The organism is Paenibacillus sp. FSL R5-0378 (genome assembly GCF_038009285.1).
Classification (GTDB): Bacteria; Bacillota; Bacilli; order Paenibacillales; family Paenibacillaceae; genus Paenibacillus_AQ; species Paenibacillus_AQ favisporus.
In genome coordinates this window covers 4,236,309-4,250,887 of the sequence record NZ_JBBPAY010000001.1, presented here as the reverse complement: position 1 = coordinate 4,250,887, position 14,579 = coordinate 4,236,309, and the positions used below count along the sequence as shown (strand labels likewise).

14 protein-coding genes are annotated in these 14,579 nt (G+C 51.7%); 3 read left to right on the top strand and 11 right to left on the bottom strand.

Annotation, left to right across the window (positions count from 1 at the left end; translation table 11 throughout):
• Positions 1–29: 29 nt before the first annotated feature.
• From MKY74_RS19765 to MKY74_RS19755, 3 genes are all read right to left on the bottom strand, one after another.
• Entirely contained in the window at positions 30–689 is a 660-nt protein-coding gene (locus tag MKY74_RS19765; RefSeq protein WP_244169153.1) for a GNAT family N-acetyltransferase, read from the bottom strand.
• 97 nt (positions 690–786) lie between these two features.
• On the bottom strand, positions 787–2,550 hold the full coding sequence (gene dhaK / locus MKY74_RS19760) for a dihydroxyacetone kinase subunit DhaK (protein ID WP_076165960.1): 1,764 nt from the start codon (positions 2,548–2,550) through the stop codon (positions 787–789).
• A 358-nt stretch (positions 2,551–2,908) separates the two neighbouring features.
• Entirely contained in the window at positions 2,909–3,331 is a 423-nt protein-coding gene (locus MKY74_RS19755; protein ID WP_076165963.1) for a nuclear transport factor 2 family protein, read from the bottom strand.
• Between the two features lie 259 nt (positions 3,332–3,590).
• Between MKY74_RS19755 and MKY74_RS19750 the strand changes: the two genes are divergently transcribed.
• Positions 3,591–4,457 (top strand): SPL family radical SAM protein, encoded by an 867-nt coding sequence (locus MKY74_RS19750; RefSeq protein WP_076165967.1) that lies wholly within the window; start codon positions 3,591–3,593, stop codon positions 4,455–4,457.
• A 113-nt stretch (positions 4,458–4,570) separates the two neighbouring features.
• Here MKY74_RS19750 and MKY74_RS19745 read toward each other — a convergent pair whose 3' ends face one another.
• The 5 genes from MKY74_RS19745 to MKY74_RS19725 all read right to left on the bottom strand — a co-directional run bounded on the left by MKY74_RS19745 (position 4,571) and on the right by MKY74_RS19725 (position 10,160).
• Positions 4,571–5,434, bottom strand: coding sequence for an SDR family oxidoreductase (locus MKY74_RS19745; protein WP_076165970.1), 864 nt, complete (start codon positions 5,432–5,434; stop codon positions 4,571–4,573).
• A 241-nt stretch (positions 5,435–5,675) separates the two neighbouring features.
• Positions 5,676–7,157 carry an S-layer homology domain-containing protein gene (locus MKY74_RS19740; RefSeq protein WP_076165974.1) on the bottom strand — a complete coding sequence of 494 codons (1,482 nt, stop codon included), beginning with the start codon at positions 7,155–7,157 and terminating at the stop codon, positions 5,676–5,678.
• A gap of 132 nt (positions 7,158–7,289) precedes the next feature.
• Positions 7,290–7,985 carry a response regulator transcription factor gene (locus MKY74_RS19735; protein ID WP_076165977.1) on the bottom strand — a complete coding sequence of 232 codons (696 nt, stop codon included), beginning with the start codon at positions 7,983–7,985 and terminating at the stop codon, positions 7,290–7,292.
• Positions 7,960–9,462 carry a sensor histidine kinase gene (locus MKY74_RS19730; protein ID WP_076165981.1) on the bottom strand — a complete coding sequence of 501 codons (1,503 nt, stop codon included), beginning with the start codon at positions 9,460–9,462 and terminating at the stop codon, positions 7,960–7,962. Before MKY74_RS19730 ends, MKY74_RS19735 begins: the two co-directional genes overlap by 26 nt.
• Before the next feature lie 107 nt (positions 9,463–9,569).
• A complete protein-coding gene (locus MKY74_RS19725; protein ID WP_089550202.1) occupies positions 9,570–10,160 on the bottom strand; it encodes an ankyrin repeat domain-containing protein in 591 nt (196 codons plus the stop codon).
• A gap of 320 nt (positions 10,161–10,480) precedes the next feature.
• Between MKY74_RS19725 and MKY74_RS19720 the strand changes: the two genes are divergently transcribed.
• Entirely contained in the window at positions 10,481–10,675 is a 195-nt protein-coding gene (locus MKY74_RS19720) for a hypothetical protein (protein WP_076165985.1), read from the top strand.
• An 81-nt stretch (positions 10,676–10,756) separates the two neighbouring features.
• On the opposite strand, the gene MKY74_RS19715 is transcribed toward MKY74_RS19720, so the two are convergent.
• Positions 10,757–11,620 (bottom strand): LysR family transcriptional regulator, encoded by an 864-nt coding sequence (locus MKY74_RS19715; protein WP_076165990.1) that lies wholly within the window; start codon positions 11,618–11,620, stop codon positions 10,757–10,759.
• 142 nt (positions 11,621–11,762) lie between these two features.
• On the opposite strand from MKY74_RS19715, the gene MKY74_RS19710 reads away from it, so the two are divergent.
• Positions 11,763–12,977 (top strand): MFS transporter, encoded by a 1,215-nt coding sequence (locus MKY74_RS19710; protein WP_084203692.1) that lies wholly within the window; start codon positions 11,763–11,765, stop codon positions 12,975–12,977.
• A 13-nt stretch (positions 12,978–12,990) separates the two neighbouring features.
• Here MKY74_RS19710 and MKY74_RS19705 read toward each other — a convergent pair whose 3' ends face one another.
• Together MKY74_RS19705 and MKY74_RS19700 are read right to left on the bottom strand one after the other, a co-directional pair.
• A complete protein-coding gene (locus tag MKY74_RS19705; protein WP_076165995.1) occupies positions 12,991–13,374 on the bottom strand; it encodes a YciI family protein in 384 nt (127 codons plus the stop codon).
• Positions 13,375–13,482: 108 nt separating this feature from the next.
• The gene (locus MKY74_RS19700; protein WP_076165999.1) at positions 13,483–14,571 is read right to left on the bottom strand and encodes a GerAB/ArcD/ProY family transporter; all 1,089 of its coding nucleotides are present in this window, start codon (positions 14,569–14,571) and stop codon (positions 13,483–13,485) included.
• Between the last annotated feature and the right edge of the window lie 8 nt (positions 14,572–14,579).

The window sequence follows — 14,579 nt, the reverse complement described above, 5'->3', positions numbered from 1 at the left end:
AATTTCAACTAACGCCCTGATCACGTTTATTAATAAATCGAAAAATTCACGCCATAGAAAGAAAGCCCCATTTTTCCCGCGACGCGCTGAGAAGATAGATTATCCGATGAGGTGCTGTATAGCGGAATACAGCCGAGCTCCCGGACGGCTTCAGCCCATCCCGCCGTCGCTGCAGCAGCGTATCCCCTGCCTCGGAATTGTTCTAACGTTTCCAGCCCGGCTTCATGCGCCTTCGTACCGATGCGGACGCTGCGGCACACGGAGACGGCTCGGCCCTCCTGTACCACCGCAACGCAGGGCTGCGCATAGCTGATCTCGTCAGCGAGCCATTCGAATCCTTCCCGCGCAAGCTGCCTTACGTTTTCCGGCGTGATTCGCTGCACATCCACGGATGGCCCTCTCGTTTCATTTTCAATAGAAAAGCAAGGCCCCATCGTCATCTTTTTACCTTGCAGCAGGTACCAGTAATCCTTCTCATGCTTCGGCCTGTCTTGAAAGTCAACGACCGCAGCCTCTTCGGCACACCATCTCTCCAGCTGTTTCACCAGTTGGTCAGGAACGTCGTGACGGAAACGCCAAACGCTCCCTCCCTCCGTGGTTCTTCCCAGAAACAATCGTGGAGCCGGGTCTGAACCAGGCCAAGGTTCATTGACCAGATGCAGGCGTCCGCTGCGGTCATGAGTAAACATAGCCTCCGCATGATATTCCATTAGATCCCGGGCGGAGGGTTTGTTACTAAGGCCATCATTCAAAATTTAAATGCCCCCTTTGAGCGTTCTTAGAATCTCACTGATCGGAAGGTTTAAGGGAATGCGCGAGTTCCGTAAAAATCACGCCTAATGCGTAGGCTCCCGCATCCGGGTAACCGATACTCCGGTCGCCAACCGTTCCGGCTCTCCCCATCCGGGCCGCAATGTGCTCGGTTTGCTTGGCCCCCTCAACGGCTGCCTCTGCTGCGGACAGGCCTGCGCCGATCAGATCGGTGCCCTGCTCATCCGCCTTCGCCCAGGCTTCGGCATAGGGGACAAGCGCATCGATCAGCGTTTTGTCACCCACAACGGCACCCCGTCCAAAGGAACGCTCACCTGTATCCTGGATTCCCTTCACGGCAGCATTCATCATACCGGCGATGTCCGTAACGGACAGCTCGCTCCGGTTCCCCGCAAATTTACCTGCCGCCCGGAAGGCCGAACCCCAGATCGGACCGGAGGCACCGCCGCAATGCTCCATAATGATTAGAGAGCAGGCATCAAGAAATCCTCCGATATCTTGCGCCTGGGAGGTGAGTTCCTCCCACTCGGATTTGAGCTGCTTAAACCCTTTGGCTACGCTCATCCCAAAGTCACCGTCACCGGCATGAGCATCCAGCTCGCAGAACGGAATTTCGTTTTCGATAATGACGCCGCTCATGCGATCAACCAGATAAACCAGGTTTTCCAGTGTAAGCTTATTGTTGTGTATGACTCCATGCGCTTCATCGGTCGTGGCGCCGATGGATGCCGGGTGTCGGACGGCCCCTTCATCTGGTACGTACTGTACCGGCTCGAATGGTCCGCGGACGGTCAGCGCCGGCGTCTCGCAATCCTCGCTGAGCAGCTGCTTCAGCTGGGGATTCAGCTTCATGATCGACAACGACGCGCCGGCCATATCAATACTTGTCATATAGTTGCCCACGAATACTTTATACACAGTGACGTTCCGTTCGGCAAGCTCACGTATGACCGCATGGTTCAGCAGGTACAGCTCCTGCAGCGGCGTGCCGCCGAATCCGTTTACCAGGACAGCCACCTCCGCGGGTGCACTGTCGGTGATACGCAAGCTTTCCAGCAGCTCGGCAACCATTCGGGAAGCCAGTTCGTCAGCCGTGATCAGCTTCTCCCGCCGGATGCCGGGCTCGCCATGGATGCCGACGCCGTATTCCATTTCCTGATCACCGATCTCAAACGTCGGACTGCCTTTGGCCGGCACTGTACAGGACGTGAGCGCAAACCCGATGCTTTTCACGTTATCGACTGCATTCTGGGCGGCCTGCTTGACTTCTTCCAGCGGTAAGCCCGCTTCCGCTGCGGCTCCTGCGATTTTATGTACGAGCACCGTTCCGGCAACGCCTCTTTTGCCGACGGTATACAAGCTGTCTTCAACGGCGATATCGTCATCCACCTTCACGTAGTCGACTTGAATGCCGTCTTCGGCAGCGAGATGGGCCGCATTTTTAAAGTTCATGATGTCACCGCTATAGTTTTTAATAATCAGCAGCGTCCCCTTCTTGCTCGCAGAAGAGCGGATCGCCTGGTACACCTGAATCTGGGACGGGGAAGCAAACACGTCGCCGCAGACGGCCACATCCAGCATTCCTTTGCCGACGAAACCCGCATGTGCCGGTTCGTGGCCGCTGCCGCCGCCGCTGATCAGCGTCACCTTATCCTGCTGGATCACTTTTTTCTTGATGATGTTGTATTTACGGATAAACTCAAGCTCAGGGTAGGCCAATACGAGACCGCTGCACATTTCCGCAACGAGCGTCTCCGGTCTGTTCATGATTTTCTTCATGAGATCACATCCTTTCTTTAAACACTCCAACACGCTATAACCATTATACCGTTGCTGACACCGATTTTAATGGATACGTCGTACGATTTCATCGGCCACCCCCGAATATCCTGCTTCTTCAACATGAATTGCCGCAACCAAACATCTGTAATAAATGCAAAAAAGCCCGGCGCATGCCAGACTTTTCAAAACATATTAAAGCTTATTCGTTACACGCCTTCAGACGCTATCCGAATCGCCCGGTTCATCAAGACCGGCATGGCCGATCTGTGATTCTCATCAGGGAATTCCTCGTAACGGGTCTTGAAGCCCTCCGAGGCGTACGGAGACCATCACCGGACATTCCGATATTCAGCACTCAGTAGTTTTTCAGCGGCATCCCGACAAATTCATGGAAGGACCTAATCCATTCGTCTTCAAATTCAAACACGACGGTAAGTACGTTGTGATAAGGTTGGTTACTGAGCAGACCCTCTGCTCGAAAAACGACCACTCCGTACTGTGAATCAAAGAGCTGAAACTGCGGGGTTAACGCTACTTGCAGCACTTCCCTTTCAAATTGGACCAACTCGATGAACCGCTGCCTTCCGAACTGCGGCTCTTTCCAATCGTCATACGGCAAGGGTACGGAAAAACGGAAATCGTCAGTCACAAGCGCGAGAAAATCCGCCGTTTCACCGTATTCAAATGCGGTACGAAACGCTTCAAATGCCCTTCCGCAGGTCGTGTTGGCATCCCAAGCAGCTGTATGGGGCTTCCCGAAATCAATATCTACTCTCATCACTATTTCTCCTTACTGGCTGTATTATCGTCTCGACGAATCAAATGAGAAGACACTCTCAGGGTACGAAATAAACAAGACAGATGATGGCTTATTTACCCAAAAAAAATGGAGCAGCTGTAAAACATTTTGCAAATGCAGCTCTGCCAATTTTACATGAACATGCGAAGGTTACGTAATAATTATTATGTTAACTAAGGCGAGTTCTCTCCCTAAATCTCCGCCACATCGGTTACAATAGGGGAAAGGAGCTGTGGATATGAACATCGAAACGAAGGAAATCACGGCCAAAACCATCCTCACCGAAGTAAAAGGATACTTGGATGTGGGGTTCACCCACTCGTTAAATTCATACAGCGGCTGTGCCTTTGCCTGCAAATACTGTTATGTAAGGGAAATGCCCATCCAGAAATTTAAAGACATGCCCTGGGGAACCTGGCTGGAGGTCAAAACGAACGCGGCGGAAAATTACCGAAAGGAGATATTAAAGCTGCGGAAGAAAAACAAACCCGTTCATATCTTTATGTCATCCGCCACCGATCCTTATCAGCCTATTGAACGCAAAGCGGGCATAACCCGGGGGATTCTCGAGGAAATGATCAGCTATCCGCCGGATTCGCTGCAAATTCAAACGCGCGGGCCGCTCATCACAAGAGACATTGACTTGTTGACTCAGCTTAAGGACAAATGTGAACTGCTGGTATCCATAACCGTGGAGACCGACCGGGAGGATATGAAGCGGATTTTTGCCCCTCAGGCACCTGGTATTCGCCTCCGTCTTAGTGCTTTGCAGGAAATTCGTGAAGCAGGAATCCGAACGCAGGCCTCCATCTCGCCGGTACTGCCGTTCACACCTGATTTCCCCAAGACTTTAAGCGGAATTGCAGATTACTTATGGATCGATACATTACTGATAGGAGACGGTATGCTTGGTAAGCGTTCAGCCAGACTCGGTATGCCAGCTCTTTTCGGGGAGCACGGAATAACGCCTTGGTACGACAAAGATATCCATCATCGGGTATTGAAATACTTCAAAAAACACTTTCCGCCGGAACGGATTCGCGTTTCCAAAGAAGAAGCTTTCCCGATAAAACAGACGGAAACTAAGAGAGATGAACACGAGTGAGACCACTAGATTTCACACCAGTAAAAAAGCTGCAGACCGGGTCATAAAAGACCTGTTGGTTCTGCAGCTTTCTTCATGCCATGTCAAGATCATGGCCAACGATCGAAGCTCACTTATTTAAGTCCGCTTACGATCTGATCCAGTGCTTTTGCAATAGGCGTTAAAGGACGTCCAAGCAGCTTCTCAAAATCCTGGCTTTCGATCTCAAGCTGCCCCTCACGAATCCCCTGCTGAATGCCTACAACGATCGGGAGGGCAAACTCCGGAACTCCTGCTTGTTTCATGATGTCAGCATATTGTTCGTCGTCGACCTGCTGGAGCGGTACCTCTTTACCCAGCACATCGCCCAGCGCATTCACCAGTTCCGCTTGTGTCAGCAGTTTGCCTGACAGCTCGTACACGGTGTTCTCATGACCTTCCCCCGCTAAAACAGCTGCAGCTGCTTCGGCATACTCCTGCTGCAGCGCCCAGCCAACCTTGCCGGATTCTGCGGACGTCACCCATGGTGCTCCGGCTAGAACCCCCTGAATGCTCGGAATCTCATTCTCCAGGTACCAGTTGTTCCGCAGGAACGAATACGGAATGCCCGTCTTCAAAATCGCTTGCTCTGCTGCTTGATGAGGTGGTGCAAGAAACAGCTTGCTCTCAGCTGCATTTCCCAAGCTCGTGTAGGCGATGAAACCAACTTTGGCTCGTGCGGCAGCTTCCACCGCATTCGTATGCTGCCGAATCCGGGTTTCGTTGTCTCCATCCGCGGAAATGATCAGCAGCCGGTCAATCCCGGCAAAGGCCTTATCCAATGTTTCCGGCACGTCAAAATCACCATGGCGGACGTCAATACCCCGGGCCCGAAGATCTTCAGCCTTGTCCGGGTTGCGCACGCTGACCGCCAATTGACTGGCAGGGACAGTCTGCAAAAGGGTCTCCACTACTTTTCTGCCAAGCTTCCCTGTGGCTCCGGTAACTAATAATTTCATCTTGATTCCTCCAATGTAACGTTATGATCTTATTGTCCCATTATGATCTTAATTGTAACCATATTAGTAACAAATCAGTTATGTAACTATTATAGTTACAGGATTATCGTGTGTCAACGGCCTAACCCTTTGCTCGTTATCTGTTCACAGCTAACAGTGATCCTATTAAACTTAAGCGTTAAAGAAAAGTAAAAAGCTGCCGGACATCCGGCAGCCGAAACGAGCAAAAGGCGTATAAGATTTAATTCGCTGTCAATGGAGTCTGGGAAGAACCGGCCCATTCACCCACCGGCGTGACGGTGTAGGTCGTGCCTTTCACAAGTTTGCTGTCTGGTGCAAGATCGAAGATACCCACGGCCCCTTTGCGGCTGGAGTATTTATAGGCGGCGGTCAGCTTATGCCCTTCCGCATCCGTCAGCTCGACACTGCGGCCCGAGAACAGCTCGTCTCCCGGGTCTTCCGACAGCGTAACCGTAATGGAAGTCTCGCTCACGGCTTCGGCACCGACGATGTCAAGCGGCGCGATGCTCTGCGCCACGAAAGACGGGCGTTCCATCTGCGCCCAATCCGAAGTCACGGTATAGGTGACGCCCGGAGTCAAGGTTTTGCCCTCAGGCAGGCGGAATTTCGGTTCCTGTCTGCCATCGGTCGACTGCGTGAATGGTACATATTTAGCGACCATCGGTTGTCCGCCCTCCGGCGTGATCGTTACCTCCCTGGCTTGTCCGGAAGAAATGATCTGATAGGTTTTGCCATTGGCGCGGTTGTTTTCGTCGAGGATGAAGGCAGTCGCTCCCCGGCCGGTGCTGTACGCGGAAATGACATATCCGTAGTCTACCACACCGTTCGCCTGTAGGGATTCCAGCTCAAACGTATCATTGGTTACCTGTCTGGCCTCGGTCATGTTCAGCTTGTCTGCATTCCCGGTAAAAGTCCCCGCGTTTGCTCCTCTGTAGGTCAGGGAGTATTGGACACCCAGCTGCTGAACGGAGGTTGGTACAATATAAGTAGCGATGGAACCCGTTTTCAGCCGCGGAAGATTGGTTAACGTAAGACCGCCGGTGAAGGCAAAGTCTTCTTTCGCTTTCGTAAATGCCTCGTTGTCCGCCGTTAAAGGCGCATCGAACGTCACGATCAGCGTAATCGCATTTAAGGAACGGATGCTGGTGATTTTGGCTTTGTCCGACGGGATCGCCCGCTGCGCCATATTCAGTAAATACGCAGTTTCTCCGCGAGTGACCGGACCGCTGCCTGGATCAAGGCTTTCAGCCCAGTATTCCACGGATTTCGCATCCCGCTTCAGTGCTTTGGTTACAATCTGTACAAGTTCCGTTTTCGTTACGGTTCCCCGGGGCTCGAAACGGCCATCATTTGCCGGCATGATCCCTTGTGCTGCCGCTTCAGCGGCATATTTCGAATACCATGCCTGCGGATTGACATCCGTGAATCCCTGCTGTGCCTGATCCGCACCTTGCAGACTAAACGTCAGGGTAAGCAATTTGGCCAGCTCCGCACGTGTGACTGGCTGTTCTAAGGCGAGTGAACCGTCCTCGTACCCCTGCATAATATGAAGCTGCGATAACTGACGGACTGCTTGGCTGATATCTCCTTCTCCCAGCGCCCTTGAATCGTCTGCGGCATGCACGGCACCGATAGGCAAGGCGGCTGTTCCCAAAGCTGCGGCCAGCATCAAGCCGGCCAGTTTGTTAGCATGTTTATTCATCGATGGTTCCTCCTTCAATCCCATAGATGGATTGGTGTTTGTCATGTCCCTATCGTAAACGAGACGGATAAACGGCCAAGAAACCCGGCATAAACAAAATCGAAACTTTATATTAACAATTTATTAAATCGGTTAGACGGTGAACCGGTATCCCGCTCCCCATACCGTTTCGATATACTGCGGGTTGGACGGATCGACCTCCATCTTCTCCCGCAGTCTCCGTACGTGTACGGTGACGGTCGCGATATCCCCGTTCGAGTCCATGCCCCAAATCCGTTCAAACAGCTCGCTTTTGCTGAATACCCGGTTCGGATGACTGGCCAAAAATTCGAGCAGGCTGAATTCACGGGAAGTAAATATAACCTCCTTATTGCGGACGTACACCCGGCGTGCCGCCTGGTCAATGACCAGGCCGCGGATATGGATTTCGGTTTTGTGGGCCGCTTCATGCCTGCTCATGAGCCGTTCATACCGGGTCAAATGCGCCTTTGCCCTGGCTACCAGTTCGCTCGGGCTGAATGGCTTCGTAATATAATCGTCGGCCCCCAGGTTAAATGCGCGTATCTTATCGATTTCTTCATTTTTGGCGGAGACGATCAGGATCGGAACTTCCTTTGCCTGCCTGATCCTGCTGCATAATTCAAAACCGTTCAATCCCGGCAGCTGCAGGTCGACAATGATAAGATGGTAATCCGTTTCAAGAGCAAGCTGCAGCCCTTCGTCTCCATGATGGCACAAATCTACATGAAATCCGTTCAATTCAAAATAATCCCGTTCCAACTGCGCGATAGTCGTCTCGTCTTCAATAATCAGAATGCTGCCGGCCATGTCTGCCTTCCCCTCCTTCGTATGTGGTACGCCGCAGCGTGAAGAACACGCGTGTACCAACACCTACCTCGCTTTCCACCCAGATCCTGCCCCCGTGCCCCTCAATGATCTGGCTGGCTATGGCCAGTCCCAGACCGCTGCCTCCGGTTGAAGAATTCCGCGAAGCTTCGGCGCGGTAGAATCGTTCGAAAATATGCGGCAGTGCTTCTTGCGGAATCCCCGTCCCGTTATCGCTGATTTCGACGGTTACCCATTCCCGTTCGGGATGTACGGAAATATGAATGTTCTTATGTTCTTTATCCATGTAGTTCTGAGCGTTCCCGATTATATTAAGCACGGTACGCTTTATTTTTTCCAGGTCGGCAAATACGTTGACCGGCGGAATGGGCCGATGAGCCCATCCGATGACCACTCCCTTCTCTTCCAGAACGTATCGCTGCTCCTCGATGCAGTCGTCCAGAAAATCGACGATATCAACCGCCACAAGCGTGAACGGCACCTGTTTCAGATCCAGTTTGGAGTACAGGAACAGCTCATCCACAAGCTTGTCCAGGTCAACGGCTTTGGAATAAATGATGTTGACATACTTGTTCATTTTCTCGGGTGTATCCGCCACTCCATCTCGAATGCCTTCAATATAGCCTTTAATATTGGTGATCGGTGTCCGCAGGTCATGTGAAATGTTCGAGATGAGCTCCTTCCGGTTCGCCTCATCCTCCAGCCGCAGCTGAACCGACTCCTGAAGCCTTTTCCGCATGTTTTCAAAAGCTGCATTCAGCTGTCCGATCTCATCCTTTGTATTCGGTTCAAGCGAAAACTGCAAATTGCCCCTCTGAATGTGCTCTGCCGAGTGACGAAGCCGGTCCAGCGGCTTAACAACGCTGCGCGTAATCCAGCGAAAGAGCAGTGCATTGAATATCACGATAATGCCTGCCAAACTAATGACGAATGCCGGGAGAAGCTTTCTCGTGACTTCGCCAAACGGACTCCGCTCGCGAATGACGAACACACTGCCTTTCTGGCCGTCCGAGTAAGGGAAGTCGTATTTGGCGTACGCATAAAAACGCTCACCGATATTAAACGTACTGCGAATTTGGTTGTTGTTCAGGTCATAAGGCGGAAGATGGCGTCCCAGCTCAGGCTGGTTGAACGTATACGACTGGTAGATGCGTCCGCTCTCACGGCGTACATACAGCCCGGCTCTGACCGTTTTGAGCTTGAAATCGAAATCCTTCAGCAGCTGCTGATCCTGTAATCGATCCGGCTCATTTTTGGCAAGATACTTCAATTCCAAAAAAATAGATTCTTCTTGTTCCGTCAGCGGATTGAGCTGATAGTGGACTTTGTAAAAATCGCGCAGGCTGTGCACGTCGCCCGTCGCCGCGATCGTAAACAGGCTCGCCGTCATGGCAAAGACCAACAGGCTGATGAGCAGCATGCCGGTATAGGACAATAAAAGCTTGATGCGGATGGACATTTGCTCACCTCCATCTTTGATAGGTACAGAAAAAGCGAACGGTACTGACCGTTCGCTCTTTAGCGCATGGAATATCACATGCATTATTTTAGCGGATTTGCTGAAAGTTACGAACCTGCTCGTTCCAGTATTGCGGCGATTTCGTGATAACCTTTGCTTTTGGCATGCTGCAGCGGAGTGATGCCTTCCGCATCCGCGATCTCCCGATCCGCGCCATGATCGACCAGCAGCCGGACGATTTGCTGATGCTTCTCCCCGCCGTTTCCCAAAATGACCGCTTCCAGCAAAGCCGTCCAGTGCAGGCGGTTGATATGATTGACATCGATATCGGTGCGGGTCAACAGCTCCCGGACCACTTCAACATGCCCCCGTTCAGAAGCGGGGATCAGCGCCGTCCCGCCATAGCGGTTAGTCAGTTTGGTATCTGCATCTGCGTCGATCGCCAGTTGGACGATATCCAGCATTCCCTCAGCTCCGGCATACAGAAATACATTGTTGAGCAGATGATCCCTGATGTTGATGTCCGCCCCTTTGCTGATCAGCAGCCGGACCATCTCCGTCTGATGGTTGTACGTCGCAGCCATGACGGCCGTTCTGCCCCGCTCATCCTGTGCGTTCATTTCGATTCCGTCCTGAAGCAGGTTCTGTACCGCCTCAAGATCACCTGCTTCCGCCGCTTGTATGAATTGCTGAGTCACCGTTTCCACCCCCGATTGTTCCTTCGCTTGTTCTCTTGAAGAGCCCGGCATGATGTCGCATGAGCTGAGCCAAAGTATGCAAACGATACACAAAAAGAGACGAATCATAGATCAAATCCCCTTTTTCCTACTCAACGACATGCTAACACGCCCTACTCCATATGCAAAATATTTAAAACCTTTGTTTCGCTTACTTTTTTCATATAGCAAAATCTATGCCCCATCATTACACATATGAAGCATAAGTGAAGCATAAGTTTGCCAAACATCGAGGCGGGTAATAATAAGAAAGTGAATTTGAATTCGAGGAGGCTTTCCCCATGACAACCCAAGATCCGAAAAAGATACTGAAACAAAAGCATGAGCAAGATGAGCAGAAGGCGGAATTCACTGATTTCGCCCGCAGCCAGTCGGGACACACTGAAATGGAAGCCGGCCAGGAATTCGGCCATGACCGCGCGCCCGACGAACAAAACCGCATGAAATCTGTTGAGAATCGTCAGAGCAGCCGTTAAGGAGTTATCGTCCAGCCCAGCTATCCATTGAATATAGATTAACAAACAAGCCGCTTCCGGCATATCCGGAAGCGGCTTGTTTCATGATTCTTTCATCATTCGAACAAACTCCATGGACGCTGGTGAAATCTCCGCAAATGAGAGCGCGATGATCCCGATCTCCCTGGTGATGACCGGCGTAATGGGCTTTACAATCAGTTCATGGGACACGGAAGACAGCGTAAAATCGAAAACAAGACCGATCCCGAGTCGTCTGCGGACCATCTGGATCAGGGTTTCGGCGGTTTGGACGGTCAAGCTGCTTTCGAGATTAAAATGGTGCTGTTGTACTGCACTGTTCAACGCCGCCTCATGTCCGCCTTTACAATAAATCATGTCTTGCTCATATTTTCCGAGATCCACAATCTCTATATTGTGCAGCTCATGATCGTCCGGAATGACGGCCACCATGTGATCCTGAACCAGGCTATGATGCTCAAAGCCCGCAAACGGAGAAGCGACGAGCCCGATTTCCACGGTACGGTCGGTAACCCATTCCTTGATCTGGTCGGATACCCCCTCACACAGCTCGATTTGAACTTGTGGGTACTTGGCCCGGAACCTGGAGATCGCCTCCGGGAGCAACAGGGTCGACGCCGCAGGAAACGAGCCGATTTTGACTTTTCCGGTCAACAGCTGGTTCTCTCGGCTGGCTGCCTGGAAAATACGATTTTCAATGGACTGCATCTGCCTGGCCAATATCAGAATCTCCCTGCCCACATCGGTCAGCATGATCCCCTTCTGCTTATCCCTGACAAACAGCCTCACTTGCAGCGCATCTTCCAGCTGTTTAATCGTTTTGCTCACAGCCGGTTGGGATATAAACAACGCTTTCGCCGCTTCGGTAATGTTCATTTTCTCGGCGGCTGCCACAAAGACATTCAGATGATTCAAGTTTAAATTCATCACTCAACATCATAACCTAATGGTTATCTCCTCTATTACTAATGTGTATTTCAGTTATAAACTATTATAACGTATTCTAAATGCATGACAACAAGGATGCCCTGCACACATTCAAGGGTTGGTTGAATAGGAGGAGATTACCTTGATCGATCATGCAAAAAACGCGGAAATTCCTCAGGCATCGGAGGATTCCCGCGTATCAACACGCCGCATCTGGATTACCGCCTGGATCGTAACCGCCGTATTTATGCTGTCCAATTCAGCAACGCCGTTGTATGTGGAGTGGCAGACGGCGATGGGATTTTCGAATGGAACGTTGACGGTTATTTTTGCCGCTTATATTCTGGGTCTGCTCGGCACTCTGCTCGCGGCCGGCCAATTATCGGACCGCTTCGGACGCAAGGCCGTACTGTATCCGGGTCTATTAGCAGCGGTGGCGGCTTGTGTGCTGTTTGCTTCGGCCGATTCGGTCGGCATGCTGATGGCGGCGCGGTTGCTGACAGGCATAGCCGTCGGCGTCATCGTCTCCGCAGGCATGGCTGCTGTAGTGGACACTGGCGGACACAGTAAAAAACAGCTGGCATCCCTTGCCGCCTCCGTGGCCATGGTCCTCGGAGCCGGGCTGGGGCCTTTGCTGGCTGGAATGATGGCCCAATTTGTTGCGCATCATGTTGTCACGGTGTTTACCACTCAGCTGATCATTTTGGCAACAGCCTTCATGGTGGCAGCCCGCCTCCCCTCCCGACAGCACCCTGCACGCGAAGGATGGAAACTGCGCTTCCCAACAGTTCCTAAGCAAAATCGCCTGCATTTAGCTTTAGGAATATCCGCGTTTGCTCCAGGCATTACCTCGACTTCCTTTGTGCTGTCGCTGGGTCCGTCACTGCTGTCCAAACTGCTTCATGTGACCAGTCCCTTGGTAGCTGGAGGAACGGCCTGTATCATGTTCTTGGCGGCGACGGGAATACAATTCGCTGTCAAAAGGCTGCCGGTTCGGAGCCTGTTTCTCCTGGGAAGTGCGGCAACCCTTTTGTCCATGATATGCCTGGTTGCTGCTGTCATTGAGTCGGCACCCGTGTTGCTGGTTATAGCCGCTGTATTTGCCGGTGCAGGACAGGGATTAGGGCAGCTCGGAGGCCTGACGCTGATCAGCCTGCATGTCCCGGTACACCGCCGCGCCGAAGCCAACGCGGTACTGAATATCGGAGGTTATGTACCTGCCGCACTGCTGCCGATCGGAACAGGATTTGTGATCGATATGACCAGCATCTCCCTGGGTGCCTCGCTGTTTGCAGCGGTTTTGGCGGCGGCTTCGGTCGCGGGCGCCGTTTTTGTAAAAGTGAAGTTAAGTAAATAAATGAAATCGAAAGTTATCCCTCTGGACTGAACAATTCAAAATGATGTACCGGGCGAATTTCGATGCGCCAGCCAAACGATTCGCCCGCGCTCACCTGAACGGCCGGATGAAGAGATGCCACACGGACCGCATCTTCAAGATCCTCAGCTTCGATCAGAAACGCGCTGCCAATCAGCTCCTTTGATTCGGTAAATGGGCCATCCATCATTCTCAGCTTTCCGTTCTTGCGCTGCAGGGTCGTCGCGGCCTTGTCCAGGCCGGCGTCGAGAAGCACCTTCCCGCTGTGATACAACTGTTCAAGATGGGGCTTGCATTCCTGCATCACTCTGTCGATTTCATCCTGGGGTTTGGCATCCATCAGATCCGGTTCCAGGTAACCCAAACACAAATACTTCATAACTTCATCTCCTCATCGTCATATACAGCATTATAACGCTGCCTATATAAGACGACGAGAGAGATATTCCCGGATCGACATTTCTTTGCGAAGGACGAAGAAAAAAGTTTATTTCCGAGCTCCGCTTCCGCGGACAAGGCTGACCAAGAGTATAAGGATCGGCAGCAGCAGCAAAGCGATGATGGAACTGCCCGTTCCCCCAGTGGGAAAATAATGAAGCATCTGCTGGAAATTTTTAGCCACCCAGATACTGAACACACCGATCAGCAGCCCAACCGGAAATACCAGTAGACGGAAATCCGTCATCTTTAACCATTGGGCAGTTCCCAAAGCAAGCGTGTAATACCACATCGAAATTTGCGCAAAGCCCCCGAGGATCCACAGCGCCATCACGATGGCTTCCACATGCGAAAAGAAATCAGCGATATTCACAAAGCGCGAAGCAGACAGGAACGGGAAGGTGAGATTGGCAGTCGATTCCCCAAACAAAAACAAACAAGTAAAATTCGTGATGACCATCGTGATCATCATTAGAAATACGGCAAACAGCCCACCCTTGAGGCCGTTGTCTTTTTTTCGGACGGACGGGTAGACCGATGAAATAAAGATGAATTCCATAAACCAAACCGAAGGCTCTAAAGATCCTTTGAGCGATGGCTTGATTCCGGTCCCCAGAATGGGGAGCATGTTGGGAAAGCGATATTCCGGCAGAAGAAACAGAAAAATCGCCAGGACAAAGCACAAAAAAATCGGACCGAATATTTGCGCGAATCGTCCAATCACTTCCACGCCGGACCGGACGGCAAATGAACATGTCAATACAATACACCCGATAATCATCACCAGCGGAGTTTTGGGCAGAAACGCCTGTACGATGAATTCGGCGTATTCCCGGGTAATCAAGCCGATCGCGTCGATTTGGAATAAGAGGAAAACGATGCCCAGAATGCTTCCGGCCCACTTCCCAAAAAGGCGCTGCGTCTGCTCGATCATCGTAAGCCCCGGATTTCTCCGATACAGCAGCCAAGCGACCGTCACGCTGAAGAAACCGAAGACAGAGCCGATGACCGGCGAAATCCACATATCCTGTTTGGCATACATCGCGGTAAAAGAAGGCACGACAAGTATGGAGGTCCCGCCGATCATCAGGTACATCATCAAACACAGTTGAAGATTCGAAACTTTCTCCTTATCCATTCCGCCGT